We start from the raw sequence: 15,930 nt of genomic DNA, 5'->3' as shown, positions 1-15,930 counted from the left end.
TGTCTCAATCCGTCCGGTCAGGTCGAGGTGTGGTAGTAGCAGGCGTTCTTGGCCCACTGGAGCGGGCCGACGCGGGTGCCCCAGGCGCTCCAGGTGGTGGCGGTGGCGGTGTGCCAGTAGCGGGCGTTGAAGCTGCCGGTGGCCGTACGCAGCTCGGTGTGGTCCAGGTCGGCGTCGTACTGGATCTTGTGCTGGGCGTTCATCGCGACGCCGGACGACTCGTCCACGTCGCCGTCGTCGAACGACGAGATCACGGTCCAGTCGGTGCCCATCGCGGACTCCGGGCGGGCCGCCAGCCCGTTCAGGAACGAGCTGCCCGCCGCCATCTCCTTGCACTGCAGCCACAGCGTGAGGCTGCACCAGCCCGCGAACGTGGCGCCCGCGTGCGGGGTGCCCAGCGTCACCACGTCCTCGACGTAGAGGTAGGGCGGATACCCGGCCGTGCCCTTGGCCGTCTCGGTCAGCGCGGAGCGGATCACGAGGCCGCCCATCGAGTGCCCGACCACGTCGACCTTGACGCCGTTGGCCGAGTAGCGGCTGTACAGCTCGTTGGCCAGCGCCTTGCCGACCGCCTTGATGGACGTGTTCATGGTGTCGCCGGGGAACAGGATGTCGCAGTTGGTGTTGCCCGAGTAGTAGCCGAACGTCACCAGATCGCCCGTCCAGCCCGCGTTCGTGAACTGGTTCGTGACGGCGGACCAGTAGGCGTCGCAGTTCGCGTCGCCGTCGGGGCTCCAGCCGTGGATGAAGACGACGGTGTTCGCCTGGCCGTTGGCCCGCGCCGGGGCAGCGTGTGCGGGAGTCTGCGCGGCGAGCGTGACGCCCGCGGCGAGCAGGAGGGAGACGAGGACTGCAGCAGTGCGTCGCATTTGTACCTTATTCCGTGTGCGGGGGCGTGCGCTGCGCATTCTTCCCGATACGGCGCAACAGGTCCATGGCCTGCCGGACCGGCGGTGCGCGCCGGATCGGATTCGGTAACGAATCGATAACGCCGAACGTCCGTTGTGGCCGGTCCTCGTTGTGCGGATGTCGCTGCCCCTGACGAGAAGGACGGGTTCTCATGACATGGCTACGACGTACCGGTGCCGCCGCGGCCGCGGTCGGGCTCACCGCCGGAGCTTGCGCGGTTCTGCTCCCGGCCGGCGCCGCCCAGGCCGCGCCCGACTGCACCGCCCGGTTCACCGCCTCGGCGCAGGCCGACATGCTGCGGCTGCGGGCCCTGGACCTGCCGATCCTGGGTGACCGGCTGGCGGTCGACCTGCGGCTGGCCTCCGCGACCGGCGCCGTGGACAGCGCGTCCGCCCAGCCGGCCGTCGCGGCCGCACACCTGAGCGAGCTTGCCGTGCTCGGCATCGACCCCGGCGAGCCGGCCGTCTCCCGCAGCATCGCCACCGCGGCCGGATCACCGGGGCCGCAGGAGACGCGGCTGCTGGCCCTGAACGCGCCGGGCCTGCTCGATGCGGAGGCGGGCAGGCTGACCTCCGACGCGTCCTGGCGACGGGACTACCGGTGCGGGCAGACGGGTCCGCTGACCCGCGCCGCGACCGGCATCGGCTCGCTGACGCTGCTGCCCGCGGGCGGCGGTGCGGTCTCCGCCGGGGGCGCCGACGGCGCCGACGCCGGGACGAGCCTGCTGCGGGTCCGGTCGGTGGGCGCGTCGCAGGCGTTCACCGAGCTGGTACGCCTGCCCGGCCACCGGGTCGGCGTCGCCGCCGGGGCGGGCAGTTCCCTGGCCGAGGTGTCGCTGTTCGACGGTACGGCCGCCGAGGTGTCCGTGAAGGTGGTCAGCCAGCCGAAACTGCTCGCCGTGGCCGGGGGCAGCCGTGCCCGGTCGCTGGTCGACTACCGGCCCGCGGTGCTGGAGGTCACCGCGGCAGGGCGCCCGGTGGCGCAGCTGTCCGCCGAGAAGATCTCCACCGACGTGTACGTCAACGCGTCGCTGCGCGGCCGCACGCCGACCCGCTCGCTGCTGTCCGTACGGGTCTCCATCGGCGAGCTGGGCCGCACCTTCACCGACTCCGCGGTGTCCGCCGAGGCCGCCACCGTGCGCGTGCAGCTGCTACTCGGAAAGGCGGTCATCCTGGACACCTCGCTCGGCCACCTGGCCGTCACGGCCACCTCGGCGCGGTCATGGCCCGCGACCGGCCCCGCGCCGCAGGCCGCGGCCACCGGCGCGGGCCACCCGAAGGCCACCGTGGTCACCGCTTCGCCGTCCCCGTCCCCCGCCGCGACCGCCCCGGCGCTCGCCCCGGCCGCCGCGTCGCAATCCGACAGCGCCCCGCACCCGCGCGCCGCGACGTTCGTCCTGGCCGCCGTCGTCGCACTGCTGGCGACCGGCGTCGTGGCCACCGTTCGCAGACGCCGCAGCCCGACGTCCGAAGCCTGACGAGGTTAGGAAGGGCACCTTCTACATCGGAAGGCGATAAGAAGGTGCCCTTCCTTTCGTCAGGAAGCCCGCCGACGGGGGGCGGCGGGCTTCCTGAGGGGTGGTGCGGATCAGACGTCGAAGCGGTCCAGGTCCATGACCTTGGCCCACGCGGCGACGAAGTCCGTCACGAACTTCTCCTTCGCGTCGTCGCTCGCGTACACCTCGGCCAGCGCCCGCAGCTCGGAGTTCGAGCCGAAGACCAGGTCCGCACGGGTGCCGGTCCACTTGACCGCGCCCGAGGCGTCCACGGCCTCGAACGTCTCCTGGTCGCCGGAGGTCGACCGCCACGTGGTGCCCAGGTCGAGCAGGTTCACGAAGAAGTCGTTGGTCAGGCGGCCGGGGGTCTCGGTGAGCACGCCGAGGCTCGAGCCGTTGTAGTTCGCGCCCAGCACCCGCAGGCCGCCGACGAGCACGGTCAGCTCCGGCGCGCTCAGCGTGAGCAGGTTCGCCTTGTCCACCAGCAGGTACTCGGCGGGCAGGCGGTTGCCCTTGCCGAGGTAGTTGCGGAAGCCGTCGGCCTTCGGCTCCAGCGCCGCGAACGACTCCACGTCGGTCTGCTCCTGCGCGGCGTCGGTGCGGCCCGGCGTGAACGGCACCGTGACGGCGTACCCGGCGTCGGCGGCCGCCTTCTCCACCGCGGCGGCACCGGCCAGCACGATCACGTCGGCCAGCGAGACCTTCTTGCCGCCGGACTGGGCGGCGTTGAACGCGTCCCGGACGCCCTCCAGGGCGTGCAGCACCCGCGCGAGCTGGTCGGGGTTGTTGACCTCCCAGCCGCTCTGCGGCTCCAGGCGGACGCGGGCGCCGTTGGCGCCGCCCCGCTTGTCGCTGCCGCGGAACGTCGACGCCGCCGCCCACGCGGTCGAGACCAGCTCGGCCACGGTCAGGCCGGTGGCCAGGATCCGCTCCTTGAGCGCCGCCACGTCGGCCGCGCCGACCAGCTCGTGGTCCACGGCCGGCAGCGGGTCCTGCCAGATCAGCACCTCGGCCGGGACCTCGGCGCCCAGGTAGCGCACGGCCGGGCCCATGTCACGGTGGGTCAGCTTGTACCAGGCGCGGGCGAACGCGTCGGCGAACGCCGCCGGGTCGGCCAGGAAGCGGCGCGAGATCTGCTCGTACACCGGGTCGAAGCGCAGCGACAGGTCGGTGGTCAGCATCATCGGCGCGTGGGACTTCGCCGCGTCGTGCGCGTCCGGGACCGTGCCCGCGCCCGCGCCGTCCTTCGGCTTCCACTGGTGCGCCCCGGCCGGGCTCTTGGACAGCTCCCACTCGTACCCGAACAGGATCTCGAAGAAGCTGTTGTCCCACTGGACCGGCGTGTTCGTCCACGCGCCCTCCAGCCCGGAGGTGATGGTGTCGCCGCCCTTGCCGGTGCCGAAGCTGTTCTTCCAGCCCAGGCCCTGCTCCTCGATCGACGCGCCCTCGGGCTCGGCGCCGACGTTGTCCGCCGGGCCCGCGCCGTGCGCCTTGCCGAAGGTGTGGCCGCCGGCGATCAGGGCGACCGTCTCCTCGTCGTTCATCGCCATGCGGCGGAACGTCTCGCGGATGTCGCGGGCCGCGGCGATCGGGTCCGGGTTGCCGTTCGGGCCCTCCGGGTTGACGTAGATCAGGCCCATCTGGACCGCGCCGAGCGGGTTCTCCAGCTCGCGGTCACCGGTGTAGCGGGCGTCGCCGAGCCAGGTGGTCTCCGGGCCCCAGTAGACGTCGGTCTCCGGCTCCCACACGTCCGCGCGGCCGCCGCCGAAGCCGAACGTCTTGAAGCCCATCGACTCCAGCGCCACGTTGCCGGCCAGGATCATCAGGTCGGCCCAGGACAGGTTCTGGCCGTACTTCTTCTTCACCGGCCACAGCAGGCGGCGGGCCTTGTCCAGGTTGCCGTTGTCCGGCCAGCTGTTCAGCGGCGCGAACCGCTGCTGGCCCGCGCCGGCCCCACCGCGGCCGTCGCTGATCCGGTACGTGCCCGCGCTGTGCCACGCCATACGGATCATGAACGGGCCGTAGTGCCCGTAGTCGGCCGGCCACCAGTCCTGCGACGCCGTGAGGACCTCGGCGATGTCCCGCTTGACGGCGGCCAGGTCCAGCGTCTGGAACGCCGCGGCGTAGTCGAACTGCTCGCCGAGCGGGTTGGCCACGGCCGGGTTCTTCGCGAGGATCTTCAGGTTGAGGTGGTTGGGCCACCAGCCGCGGTTGCCGTCGCCCTGGGTCGGGTGCGGCGCGCGTCCGTGCGCGACCGGGCAGCGGGACTCCGCGCCGGCCTCGGCGTCGTGCACGATGGCGTCGTGGTTCTCGGACATCGGGTTCCTTCCGTGACTTGCCGGATCAGGTCGATCGGGGATTACGTGGTGGAGCAGGCGGGGCAGCGACCCCAGTAGATGACCTCGGCCTCGTCGACGGCGAAGCCGTGGTCGTGGGAAGCGGTCAGGCAGGGCGCCTCGCCGACGGCGCAGTCGACGTCGGCGATCCGCCCGCAGGACCGGCACACCGAGTGGTGGTGGTTGTCCCCCACCCGGGCCTCGTAGCGGGCCACCAGGCCGGACGGCTGGATGCGGCGCACCAGGCCCGCGGCCGTCAGCGCGTGCAGGCAGTCGTACACGGCCTGGTGGGACACCTCGGGCAGGCCCCGGCGCACCGCGGCGATGATCGAGTCCGTGTCGGCGTGCGGAAGCGCGTGCACCGCGCCCAGCACCGCCACCCGGGGCCGGGTGACGCGCAGCGCGGCCCCCCGCAGCAACCGCTGGAAGTCCAGGGTCGTGGCCACGCCCGGAAGTCTGGCCCCTTTTCTGGAATCAGTCAAGTTTATGCGCGACATGTCATCACCAGATGACTTTATCGTCGGTCGCGGTCGCGGCGCGACCCCTCGGCGAAGCTGTCCGCGTCGGCCCGGGACGTTAGCATCCGGTACATGTTGGACACCCCCGCCAAGACACCTCGCAACGGCACGAGTGTGCTGCTCGGCCTGCTCGCACTGATCCCAGCGACCGTGCTCCTGTTCACCGGCTACCTGGTCCCGTCCGTCCGGACGCTGCTGGCGAGCTTCACCGACGCCTCCCTGCTCGACAAGCCGGCCGAGTCGGTGGGCGGCGACAACTACAGCGCCATCATCGACGAATTCGCCGAGTCGCTGGTCGGGCCGCTGCTGCTGGCCCTGGCGCTGACCTTCACCGCACTGATCGGCGGCCTGCTGCTGGCCTGGCTCGCCGCGCTGGCCGGACGGCGCGGGCGGTGGGCCGTGCGCGCCGCGTTCGCACTGCCCATGGCCGCCGTGGGCGCCACCATGGCCGCCGTCGCCTGGCTGCTGTCCTTCGAGTCGCCGCGCGACCTCAACCCCTTCCTCACGCAGTACGGCGCGTTCGCCGCGCTCGCCGTGGGCCTGGGCGCGACCGCGTTCCTGCTGGTCCTGCGCCGGTCCACCCGACTCGGCGACGCCTGGCCCGGCCTGCTGCTGGTGAGCGGGGTCATCACCGCCACCTCCCTGGCGTACGCCCTGCAGTCGTTCACCTTCCCGTACCTGCTGCGGGGGCCGGACGGCCCGCGCTTCGGATCGCCCGCCATGCTGATCTTCGACGTCGGGTTCCGCTTCGCCGACCTGGGCGTGGCCTCGGCCGGTGCCGTGCTGCTGCTGGCGGTGCTCGCCGTGCTCGGCCTGGGCGTCACCGTATGGCTGATCGCCGCCCGCGCCCGGGTGGTCGAGGCCGCCGCCGAGGCCGCGCCCGACCAGGCCGCGGGCAGTTCGCCGTGGACCGTCGTCTCGCTGGTGGTCACCGCGGTGGCGGCGCTGATCGCGCTCGGCTCGCTGGTGCCGTGGCTGACCAGCTCGCTGTCGTTCTCGGCCCCGGCCCGGGAGTCCGGGGTGCTGCCGCACCTGGTCTCCACCTGGATCCCGCCGCTGCTGTCCACACTGCTCGGGGTGACCGCGGCCGTGCTCGCCGGATACGGCATCGGCGCGCTGCGCCCACTCGGCCGGCGCAGCGAGCTGCTGCTGCTGCCGTTCGCGCCGTGGCTGTTCACCGGGCTGCCCGCGCTGATCCCGGACGCGTTCCGGCACCGGATCGAGGACGGCAGCGAGTTCCTGTTCCTGGTCCCGCCCGCGTCGCTGAGCATCCCGGTGCTGTTCGGCAGCGCGCTGCTGTTCCGGGGCGTGCGGCTGACCCGGGCCCTGCCCGTGGTCGGCCTGGCCGGGCTGATGGTCTGGGTCGTCGCGGCGCAGGACACCCTGTGGCCGCTGATCGCCGGCATGCGGCCGGACTCCGCGCCGATGCAGGTCGTCGTGCTGCAGACCATGACGGAGTACAGCTACCGCGGCCTGGACGGCGGCGGCGGCGTGACCGGCTGGCTCTACCCGCTGCCGCTGCTGCTCGTCATCGCCGCCGCGATCGCCGCGGTGCAGCTCCTGTCCCTGGACCGGCTCGCCCTGCGCACCGGCCGCGACGACGCCCCGGCGGCCGAGCCGTTCCCGGCCGTTCCCGCACAGGCCACCGACCCGTACCCGGCGGCCCCCGCCCAGCCCGCCGCCCCGGCAGCCGAACCCCCGATCGCCGCCTCGGCCGGGGACCACGAGAGCCCCAAGGACAGCACGGCCTGACACCCCGGCACCCTTGTCTGTCGACTCTGCACACTCGCGGCCTCGGTTCACCACCGAGGCCGCGAGTGTTTGAACATCGGGCCGGGGTCAGGGGTGGAGGGCCGGGGGCAGGGGGGCGTGGTGGAGGACGGCGAGACTGGCCACGGCGCGGGTGAGGACGACGTAGAGGCGGCTGGCACCGCGGGGTTCGGCGGCGAGGATCTCGGCGGGCTCGACCACGATCACGTGGTCGTACTCCAGGCCCTTGACGACGCCGGCGGGCACCACCGTCGCGCCCTCGACCAGCGGCGCCAGCGCGGCGGCGGTGTGGTCGGCGGCGATGACGGCGGTCGTCGCATCCCGGGGCGCGTCGCGTACCGCCTCGCGGACCGCGGCGTGCAGGTCGTCGACCCGGCGTACGGTCAGCTCGCCGCCGGGCCGGTAGGAGCGGGTCGGGGCGATGCCGGGCGGCAGCAGCCGGGCGGCGTAGTCGGCCAGCGCCTGCGGCACCCGGTAGCCGGTGCGCAGTTCCAGGGTGCGCGCCTCGCGGCGGCCGAGCCGGGTGAGCAGCTCCGGCCAGGACGCGGCGGCCAGCGGGTGGGTCGCCTGGCCGAGGTCGCCGACGATCGTCATCGACGCGTACGCGGCCCGGCGGGCGATCATCCGGGCCTCCATCGGGGACAGGTCCTGCGCCTCGTCGAGGATGACGTGGGCGTAGTCGTCCCCGCCGATGTCCTCCGGCTCGGGCTCCGGCGGCGGCAGCGGCTCGGCGAGCACCGGCACGTACCCGTCCTCGCCGTGCGGGTCGAAGCCGTCGGTCCAGCTCAACACCCGGTGGCCCTCGCGCAGGATGACGGCCTCGGCCCAGCGCTGCGCGGCGTGCGTCGCGTCGTTGTCGATCCGCGGCCCGGCCAGCGCGATCGGCGTCGGGTGGCCGGGCGCGTACAGGCTCCAGCCGTCGTGCAGGCCGAGGCTGAGCACGAACGTGTCGACGCGCTGCGTGCCGGTGGTGAGTTCGCGCAGCTGCCAGCCGGCCTCGGCCTGGGCCGGGCGGCGCGGCGGGGGCGCCTCGCCGAGCAGGCCGGTCAGCTCGTCGAGCAGCGGCACGTCGTCCACGGCCCAGCCGTCACGGTCGCGGTAGGTCGCGGCGAGCGCCTCGGCGGCCGCAGCGCCGAGCAGGGGCGCGGAACGGGCCGGGTCGTCCAGCCAGGACAGCACGTCCGGCGGGGTCAGGTGGGGCCACCAGTCGCGCAGGAAGCTCAGGAACTCGCCCCGGTCCGCGAGGTCCTCGACGAACGCGCCGCGTTCCAGGTGCTCGCCGTCGACGCGCGTCCACAGCGCCTCCAGCAGGGCGGCGGCGGCCAGGCCCCGGGCGGCGTTGGGGGCGGTGCCGAGCCGGTCGGCGCGCTCGCGGGCGCGTACCCGCGCCTGGGCCAGAGCGGCCGCGTCGAGGGTGAGCACCTGGCCCGCGTACACCAGCCGCAGCCGCTCGGGCGCGCCCGGCGGGGTCTGCCACATCAGCTCGGTCAGCAGCCGCGGCATGCTGTCCGCGCCCTTGATCTCGGCGACGGCCGCGGGATCGCGGCGCGTGGCGGTCACCCCGTCGTACAGCTCGCCGATGGCGCGCAGGTGCACGCTGTCCTCGCCGAGCGCGGGCAGCACCCGGCTGATGTAGTTGGTGAACACGGTGGACGGACCGACGACCAGGACCCGCCCGTCGGCGAAGCGCCCCCGGTCGGTGTAGAGCAGGTATGCCGCGCGGTGCAGCGCGACCTGGGTCTTGCCGGTGCCCGGACCGCCGGTGACGACGGTCACGCCCCGGGCGGGCGAGCGGATGGCCTCGTCCTGCTCGCGCTGGATGGTGGTGACGATGTCGCGCATGAGCGGGCCGCGCGAGCGCCGCAGCGCCGCGAGCAGCGCGCCTTCGCCGAGCACGCGCAGCTCACCGGCGCCGTCCGGGTCGAGCAGGTCGTCGTCGAGGTCGATGACCTCGGGGCCCCGGCTGATGATGATGCGGCGGCGCACGACGCCGAGCGGCTCGCCGGACGTGGCCCGGTAGAACGCTGCCGCGGCCGGGGCGCGCCAGTCGACCAGCAGCGGTTCGGACTGCTCGTCGCGCAGCCCGAGGCGGCCGATGCGGTAGACCTCGCCGTCGTCGTAGTCGAGCCGGCCGAACACGAGACCCTCGGCCTCGGCGTCCAGGGTGCGCAGGCGCCGGTCCGCCCGGATGACCATCGCGTCGCGTTCGACGAGACCGGTGGTCAGCCCGGTGGTGGCGCGCTGGTGGCCCTCCCGGGCCAGCTCGCGGGCCTGTGCCCGCATCACCTCGACGCGCTCGTAGACCTGATCGACGGCCTGCTGTTCAATGGCGATCTCCTGCGTTCTGGCGTCAGGCACAGTGCTCCCCGGTGACGTGGGATTGGGTGGCTTGACGAGGCTAAACGCAGCTCAGCGCCCGAAAATCATCATTCGGGGCGATCTGTACGACTTGCGCGACCGATACAATGAATACGGCCGGGAAGACGGAGCGAGGAGAGGTTCGCCGTCACCCGGCTTTGTCGTGCAGCCGTCCGACCAGGTCACGGGCGCGCCGCCACCAGTATTCGTACCGGCCGGGGAAGCGTTCGCTCAGCTCGGTCAGCCGGGTCAGCGCCTCGTCGGCGTAGGCCCTGTCGTCCTCGGCCTCGCCGATGAGCAGGCACACGTTGGCCAGCGAACCTGCGACCAGCAGCGGCACCTCGGCGGCGTACTCACGCAGCACCGGTTCGGCCCGGCGGGCGGCGCGGGCGGCCTCCTCGCGGCGGCCCAGCGCGAGCAGGACCTCGGCCTCGGTGGACAGCGGCAGGCCCCAGCGGCGCCGCTGCACGGCGGTCACCGGCTCGCCGTCGGTCTCGCGCAGCACCGCCATCGCCTCGCGGACCGCGCCGAGGGCCTCGTCGTACCGCCGCGTGCGGGTCAGCGTGGTGGCGTGGTTGGTCAGCGCGGTGGACAGCAGGTGCCGGGCGGACCGGCCGGACTCCTTGCGGGCGAGCGCGATCGCCTCGGTCTCGGCCGCGCCGGCCTCGGCGAAGCGGCCCAGCAGCGTCAGCGAGGTGCCCTGGAGCACGAGCAGTTCGATCTCGACATCGCGGTGCACGGCGGCGCCCCCGGCCTCGCGCAGCGCCGCCAGGGCCTGGGCCAGCGGGGCCAGCGACTCGGTGGTGCGGCCCAGGTCGGCCAGCGCCGCGCCCCGGTTGAGCAGCAGCGGCACCCGCCCCACCGCGGACAGCATCTCGGGCGCGTCCTGCTCCAGCTCGGTGAAGAAGGCGAGGGCCTGCTCCCCCGCGGCGAGGCTCTCGGCGGCGTACCCGAGCTGGCGCAGCACGAAGCTGCGCAGCGACATCAGCTCGGCGCCGAGCAGGTGCACCATCTCCGAGCCCTGCACGGCCGCCGATCGCCAGGTCTGCTCGGCCGCGTCGAGCACGGCCAGCGCCGCCTGCCGGTCCGGCCGCTCCTGCACCGCCAGCCACCGCGCCATGCTCAGCCGCACCCAGAGCAGCAGGTTCGCTCCGTCGTCGCCCTGCGCGGCGTACTGCGCTTCCAGCTCACGCGCGAGCCCGAGCGCACCCTCATGGTCACCGGCGGCCGCGAGCTGCTGCGCCTGGCTTAACGGATCCTGCCCCACGCCCCCAGCCTCGCACACCATGATCCCGCACCCGCACCCCGCGCCACCCCGCCAAGATCACGTCGATCTTGCCCGAACAGTTTCCGACAGCGGCCGCCCCTCCACCAGATCTTCACAGGTCAGGGCGTTGCGCTCGGCTGACACCTAGAACTACCATACATAGCAGTTCTAGGTATAGGCGGTATCCCTCGTGCACATCACGAAAGATCTCGTCGCGGCCTCGGCGACCCCCCTCGTCCTCGGCATCCTCGCCGAGGGCGAGAGCTACGGCTACGCGATCCTCAAACAGGTCAACGACCTGTCCGGCGGCCATCTCGAATGGACCGACGGCCTGCTCTACCCCCTGCTGCACCGGCTGGAGCGGCTCGGCTACGTCGAGTCCCACTGGCAGAGCCCGGCCGGCGAGCGCCGCCGCAAGTACTACCGCATCACCGACCTGGGCCGCGCCGAGCTGACCGAGCAGCGCCGCCAGTGGGCCGCGGTCGTCGACACCCTGCGCGGGGTGTGGAACGCCGCGCCCATGCCGCTGCCGCTCATCGCACCGGCCGGGGCGTGATCGGCATGACCGTCGACAGCAACAACGACCTGGAGACCCAGATCGCCGAGTGGCGCGCGTACGTGCGCCGCCGCCACTCGATGCACCAGGCCGACGCCGAGGAACTCGAGGACCACCTGCGCGGCCGCATCGCCGACCTCACCGAGGCCGGCCTGCACCCCGACGAGGCCTTCCTCATCGCCGTCAAGCGCATGGGCAGCCTCGACGAGCTTTCCCGCGAGTTCGCCCGGGAGCACTCCGACCGGCTGTGGAAGCAGCTGGTGCTGACCGGCGACGACCCCGAGGCACCTGCCCGCAGCCGCCGGGAGCTGCCGGTCATGGTGGCCTGCGCGGCCGCGGCCGCCCTGGCGATCAAGGTGCCCGGCTGGCTCGGCCTCGACATGGACAGCGACGACGCCGCCTCCTTCTTCCTTCGCAACGCCAGCCTGTTCGCGCTGGTGCCGCTGGCCGCGTACTTCGCGTGGCAGCGCCGGCTCGGCGCCGGGGTCATCGGGCTGCTCGCGGCGTTCTTCGCGCTCGGCGCGACCGCCGTCAACACGTACCCGATGGCGGGCGATTCGCACACGCTGGTGCTCGCCGCGATCCACCTGCCGATCGCGCTCTGGCTGGTGGTCGGCGTCGCCTACGTCGGCGGCGAGTGGCGCTCCGGGCAGCGCCGGATGGACTTCATCAGGTTCACCGGTGAATTCCTGATCTACTACGCGCTGCTCGCGCTCGGCGGCGGGGTGCTCACCGCGTTCACCGCCGGGACGTTCAACGCCATCGGCATCGACCCGGAGACGTTCATCTCGCAGTGGCTGCTGCCCTGCGGCGCGGCCGCCGCGGTCGTGGTCGCCGCGTGGCTGGTCGAGGCCAAGCAGAGCGTCGTGGAGAACATGGCGCCCGTGCTGACCAAGGTGTTCACGCCGCTGTTCACCGCGACGCTGCTGGCGTTCCTCGGCGCCGTCGCCTTCACCACCAGCGTCATCGACGTCGAGCGCGAAGTGCTCATCGTGTTCGACCTGCTGCTCGTGGTGGTGCTGGGGCTGCTGCTGTACGCCCTGTCGGCGCGCAACCCCGCGGCCAGGCCCGGCCTGTTCGACAAGCTGCAGCTGGCGCTCGTGGTCAGTGCGCTGGTCATCGACGTGCTGGTGCTGATCGCGATCACCGGCCGGATCACCGGGTTCGGCTTCACCGCCAACAAGACCGCGGCCCTGGGTGAGAACCTCATCCTGCTGGCCAACCTGGCCTGGTCGGCGTGGCTGTTCCTCGGCTTCATCCGCGGGCGGATGCCGTTCGGCAAGCTGGAGCAGTGGCAGACGCGGTACCTGGCCGTGTACGCGGTCTGGGCCTGGACGGTCGTGCTGGTGTTCCCGCCGCTGTTCGACTTCGCTTGAGGCAGCCCCCGACAGCCCGATGGCGCGGCGCCCCGAGCGCCGCGTCATCGGCGTGTCCGGCCCGCAGTGTCACTGGTACGCCGAACGAGCAGGCGGCTTGTGCCGGGCGCGGTGCTTCAGTCCATGGTCGCGGCGATGTGTTCGAAGATGTCGGCGTCGGTCTCCTGCTGCCAGTCCGGCAACTGCTCCCAGTTCGCGACGTAGGCGGGCTTCGGGTCGGGGATGTGGTGGTAGATCTGGGCGATCCAGCAGAGGGCGACGAAGCGCCCTTTCTGCTCTCGCGTCAGCTTGTCGGTGCCGCCCTGCCGGATGAGGAGCGCGACCTGCTCGTATACGGCCCCGGCGCTGGCGCGCTCCCAGTGGGGCGTGCCCTCCCACGGCACGATGTAGGACGCTTTCGGCTCGCCCGGGAAGTGCTTGCGCACCCCGGCGATCCACGCCTCACGGAAGATCTCACCACCGGTCACCATGCCCCCAGCATCTCGGCTTGAATGTTCATGAGCTTGCGCGTGAGCAGGCCGGAGCCGGTCTCTCGCGCGATCGACAGCGCCCCGCTGGCGTAGTGGAGCGCGTATTCGCGATCTTTGCGCATGACGCCGACCATGGCCAGGTCCGCCAAGACGACGCCACGCCGCCTCGACGACGTAGCGAGACCGGCGAGCGCCTGTTCAAGCTGGATCTCGGCCTGGTCTGGGCGACCGAGCTGGATGAAACAGGCCCCGGCCTCCTCGGCAATGCGAGAACCGTCGAACCGCAGCCAGCCACCGTTGTTCGTACGGCCGTCAAGAGCGTGGGACAGGTCCAGCGACCGCCTGCACCCGCTGGCATCGCCCAGGCCGGCCAGCGCTTGCGCCTTTACGACCTGCACCCATGGCGAGGTCGTGAGCTGACTGTCCCCGCGAGCTGCCACACCCTCGGCCAGTTCCAGCAGGCGCAGTGCGTCCGCGAACCGGCGTTCGTAGACGCCGACGAAGGCGTGGCGGATGAGCGCGCAAGCCCAGAGGTCGTGATCAGCGTTCGTGCCGCTGGCGGCTGTCGCGGCTTCCGTGTAGCAGCGCACCGCGTCCGAGTAGCGGTTGCCGTCGAAGTAGATCTCCCCGATGAGCTGCAATACATCAGCACGCATCAGGTCGTCGTCAGTGATCACGAGCTGGGCATTGGCCAGCGGAAGCAGTGAACTCTTGTCCGAGGCCGCGACGTAGACCTTCCAGAGCTGATCATTGAGCCCGCTCAGGGCACCACGGAGCATCAGCGGTGCGGCAACCGTGCTCTGGAGGAACTCCCGTCGCTTCACATCCCCGCCCTTTTCAGCAAGGCGGGCCAACTCCCCGCCTGCTTCCAATGCACGATCACATGCTGCCATCACCATGGCCAGTGCCGGCTTGCCGCCTCTCTCGATCTCCCACAGATAGACGTAGCTGTAGTTGACCTTCTCGGCAAGGGCTCGCAGGGACAGCCGACGTCTCTTGCGCCAGCGTTGCAGCTCCCGACCTGCGCTACTCATCGGCGGCATCCGATCTGTTAGCAAACGCAGCGGCTAACGCCGCCCACCTTCAGCCCGCCCGAGATTCGGGCGACGCTGTTCACACGGCACGGGCGGGAGGTGATGCCGATCCCTCCCGTTCGTGTCCAGAAAAGCCTAGGCGTGACATTGAGCCAGATCAACGATCGCGAGGAGTCGGCATGACCCGCACCGACGATCTCATTGCGCTGGTTCCAGCCGCCCAGACCGCGGCCGGATCCCACACATCGACCGAAGAGGGATGGTGCTCGGGTTGCGCCCAGTTCGGGATTTGCGTTCCGCATCCCTGTACCACCCGGCTCTGGGCCGAACGAGTACTGACATCTGCAGAAGCGGAGACTCCGTGACCATAAGCGTCCTCGCCCGTGGTGTCGTTCGGCTGCCGGAGACCACGGCCGCCGCCCAGGCACTCATTGAGCAGCATCTCGACAATGTCCCGTTCACGGGCGTGTGCGCCAACTGCGGCGAGATCACGCCTTGCCCGTCCAGGATCCTCGCCCACGCCGCCTTCTGGCGTCTGGGCGCGCTGCCTCGGCGACCTCGGCACCATCGATCAACCACATAGACAGTCGCGGAGGACAGGCTGCCGCTCGCAACGTCGGCCGCCCTCCGCCCACCACTCACTACCAGTGGAGGTCAGATGACCACGCTACTCGACCAGAACCAGCGCGATGCCATCCCGGACCAGGTGGCGAGCTTGCTTGTCAAGGACGTGCAACAGCAGTTCCCGACGTGGAGCGTCAATTTCTGCCAGCGAGGTGTGTCCCAGATCGACCCACCGGCCGGTGCTGAAAGTGATCAGTGCACCTTCTTCGTCCGGGCGACCCGGGCTGGCGGCCGGATGCGCCGGTCGACGCGGGAACACGCCAGGTAGACCGGCAGGGACAGGCCGAACCCGATGATGGACAGCATCGCCGCACCGGGCTCTCCGGCGGTGTCGTTCAGGTCGGGGTGCCCCGAGCCCGCCATGACCATCGTTACCAGGCTCAGCAGTACGACGGCCGCCGGGCTCCACGGCCACCATCGCGGGCGCGCGCGCCACAGCACCCGCACCTTGTAGTAGCCGACGATCGCCGCGTACATGCCGACCGCCCCGATGACGCTGAACGCGGTGGCGGTCGTGAGCTGGGGCGGGAGCGGCCGGGACGCGGGCGTCAAGCCGTGGATCAGCAGACCCGCGTCCCACGCGAGGATGAGCAGGCTGAGCCGCACGCACCAGAGCCAGTACACGCCGACAGGGTACGAAGCAGACGCTCGCCGCGCGCCCCGAAGCCGTCAGCGCCGGGCCGCTCCTGAGGTGCCTCCACGTCGCGCCGCCCGTTCGCGGGCGCGGCGCACCGACCTGGGCACCGGCACCGGCACCGGCCCAGTCTGCCGGTCGCCGTGCGCGGCCCGGTGGCAGGCCGCATAGACCGGCAGTGACAGGCCAAACACGAGGATCGACACCGCCGCGATGCCACGCTCGCCGCCGGTGTCGGCGGGCACGAGGCGGGTGGCCGACGCGGCCACGGCGACCAGTGCGGGCAGCACGGCGCCCAGCACGCTCCACGGCCACCAGCGCGGCCGGGCCCGCCACAGCTTGCGCGCCTGCTGGTCGAAGACGATGTTCCGCCACGGGACGACCGCGCAGAGGACGGCGACCACCGAGCAGAGCACGAGCCATTCCGGCATCGGCCCGGCGGGCGGGATGAAGCCGTAGATCAGCAGACCCGCGTGCCAGCCCAGTCCGAGGACGCAGAGCCGTACGCACCACAGCCAGAACACGCCGCCAGGGTACGCATCCCGCACCCGGCCCGGCGTCCCGGAGCGGCCTGCCGGACGGA

At 72.0% G+C, this 15,930-nt stretch carries 13 protein-coding genes; 4 read left to right on the top strand and 9 right to left on the bottom strand.

Going from position 1 to position 15,930, the window contains the following annotated elements:
* Window positions 1-17 precede the first annotated feature (17 nt).
* Window positions 18-869, bottom strand: coding sequence for a triacylglycerol lipase (locus CS0771_RS14550; protein ID WP_212841460.1), 852 nt, complete (start codon window positions 867-869; stop codon window positions 18-20).
* A 191-nt stretch (window positions 870-1,060) separates the two neighbouring features.
* On the opposite strand from CS0771_RS14550, the gene CS0771_RS14545 reads away from it, so the two are divergent.
* On the top strand, window positions 1,061-2,386 hold the full coding sequence (locus tag CS0771_RS14545) for a hypothetical protein (RefSeq protein WP_212841459.1): 1,326 nt from the start codon (window positions 1,061-1,063) through the stop codon (window positions 2,384-2,386).
* Between the two features lie 110 nt (window positions 2,387-2,496).
* Here the strand turns inward: CS0771_RS14545 and katG are convergent, their stop codons facing one another.
* Window positions 2,497-4,722, bottom strand: a complete 2,226-nt coding sequence (katG, locus tag CS0771_RS14540; RefSeq protein ID WP_212841458.1) for a catalase/peroxidase HPI — start codon at window positions 4,720-4,722, stop codon at window positions 2,497-2,499.
* 41 nt (window positions 4,723-4,763) lie between these two features.
* Window positions 4,764-5,186 (bottom strand): Fur family transcriptional regulator, encoded by a 423-nt coding sequence (locus tag CS0771_RS14535; protein ID WP_212841457.1) that lies wholly within the window; start codon window positions 5,184-5,186, stop codon window positions 4,764-4,766.
* A gap of 144 nt (window positions 5,187-5,330) precedes the next feature.
* Between CS0771_RS14535 and CS0771_RS14530 the strand changes: the two genes are divergently transcribed.
* Window positions 5,331-7,010 (top strand): sugar ABC transporter permease, encoded by a 1,680-nt coding sequence (locus tag CS0771_RS14530; RefSeq protein WP_212841456.1) that lies wholly within the window; start codon window positions 5,331-5,333, stop codon window positions 7,008-7,010.
* Between the two features lie 87 nt (window positions 7,011-7,097).
* On the opposite strand, the gene CS0771_RS14525 is transcribed toward CS0771_RS14530, so the two are convergent.
* Window positions 7,098-9,386, bottom strand: coding sequence for a UvrD-helicase domain-containing protein (locus CS0771_RS14525; protein WP_212841455.1), 2,289 nt, complete (start codon window positions 9,384-9,386; stop codon window positions 7,098-7,100).
* A gap of 148 nt (window positions 9,387-9,534) precedes the next feature.
* Window positions 9,535-10,653, bottom strand: a complete 1,119-nt coding sequence (locus tag CS0771_RS14520; protein ID WP_212841454.1) for a hypothetical protein — start codon at window positions 10,651-10,653, stop codon at window positions 9,535-9,537.
* 190 nt (window positions 10,654-10,843) lie between these two features.
* Here CS0771_RS14520 and CS0771_RS14515 point away from each other — a divergent pair, with 190 nt between their 5' ends.
* Both CS0771_RS14515 and CS0771_RS14510 read left to right on the top strand, forming a co-directional pair.
* The gene (locus tag CS0771_RS14515) at window positions 10,844-11,209 is read left to right on the top strand and encodes a PadR family transcriptional regulator (protein WP_212841453.1); all 366 of its coding nucleotides are present in this window, start codon (window positions 10,844-10,846) and stop codon (window positions 11,207-11,209) included.
* A 5-nt stretch (window positions 11,210-11,214) separates the two neighbouring features.
* The gene (locus tag CS0771_RS14510; protein WP_212841452.1) at window positions 11,215-12,585 is read left to right on the top strand and encodes a permease prefix domain 1-containing protein; all 1,371 of its coding nucleotides are present in this window, start codon (window positions 11,215-11,217) and stop codon (window positions 12,583-12,585) included.
* Window positions 12,586-12,701: 116 nt separating this feature from the next.
* On the opposite strand, the gene CS0771_RS14505 is transcribed toward CS0771_RS14510, so the two are convergent.
* The 4 genes from CS0771_RS14505 to CS0771_RS14490 all read right to left on the bottom strand — a co-directional run bounded on the left by CS0771_RS14505 (window position 12,702) and on the right by CS0771_RS14490 (window position 15,871).
* Window positions 12,702-13,055, bottom strand: a complete 354-nt coding sequence (locus CS0771_RS14505; RefSeq protein WP_203757080.1) for a hypothetical protein — start codon at window positions 13,053-13,055, stop codon at window positions 12,702-12,704.
* Window positions 13,049-14,089, bottom strand: a complete 1,041-nt coding sequence (locus CS0771_RS14500; RefSeq protein ID WP_212841451.1) for a helix-turn-helix domain-containing protein — start codon at window positions 14,087-14,089, stop codon at window positions 13,049-13,051. Before CS0771_RS14500 ends, CS0771_RS14505 begins: the two co-directional genes overlap by 7 nt.
* A gap of 816 nt (window positions 14,090-14,905) precedes the next feature.
* The gene (locus CS0771_RS14495) at window positions 14,906-15,337 is read right to left on the bottom strand and encodes a hypothetical protein (RefSeq protein ID WP_212841450.1); all 432 of its coding nucleotides are present in this window, start codon (window positions 15,335-15,337) and stop codon (window positions 14,906-14,908) included.
* A 45-nt stretch (window positions 15,338-15,382) separates the two neighbouring features.
* The gene (locus CS0771_RS14490; RefSeq protein WP_212841449.1) at window positions 15,383-15,871 is read right to left on the bottom strand and encodes a hypothetical protein; all 489 of its coding nucleotides are present in this window, start codon (window positions 15,869-15,871) and stop codon (window positions 15,383-15,385) included.
* Between the last annotated feature and the right edge of the window lie 59 nt (window positions 15,872-15,930).

Source organism: Catellatospora sp. IY07-71 (genome assembly GCF_018326265.1).
Taxonomy (GTDB): Bacteria; Actinomycetota; Actinomycetes; order Mycobacteriales; family Micromonosporaceae; genus Catellatospora.
Note: the sequence above shows the minus strand (reverse complement) of the source record. Positions and strands in the feature narration are given on the sequence as shown.

Coding starts and splice junctions, on each gene's coding strand:
- CS0771_RS14550 (WP_212841460.1), bottom strand. CDS start 869: ATGCGACGCACTGCTGCAGTCCTCGTCTCCCTCCTGCTCGCCGCGGGC.
- CS0771_RS14545 (WP_212841459.1), top strand. CDS start 1,061: ATGACATGGCTACGACGTACCGGTGCCGCCGCGGCCGCGGTCGGGCTC.
- katG (WP_212841458.1), bottom strand. CDS start 4,722: ATGTCCGAGAACCACGACGCCATCGTGCACGACGCCGAGGCCGGCGCG.
- CS0771_RS14530 (WP_212841456.1), top strand. CDS start 5,331: ATGTTGGACACCCCCGCCAAGACACCTCGCAACGGCACGAGTGTGCTG.
- CS0771_RS14510 (WP_212841452.1), top strand. CDS start 11,215: ATGACCGTCGACAGCAACAACGACCTGGAGACCCAGATCGCCGAGTGG.
- CS0771_RS14505 (WP_203757080.1), bottom strand. CDS start 13,055: ATGGTGACCGGTGGTGAGATCTTCCGTGAGGCGTGGATCGCCGGGGTG.
- CS0771_RS14500 (WP_212841451.1), bottom strand. CDS start 14,089: ATGAGTAGCGCAGGTCGGGAGCTGCAACGCTGGCGCAAGAGACGTCGG.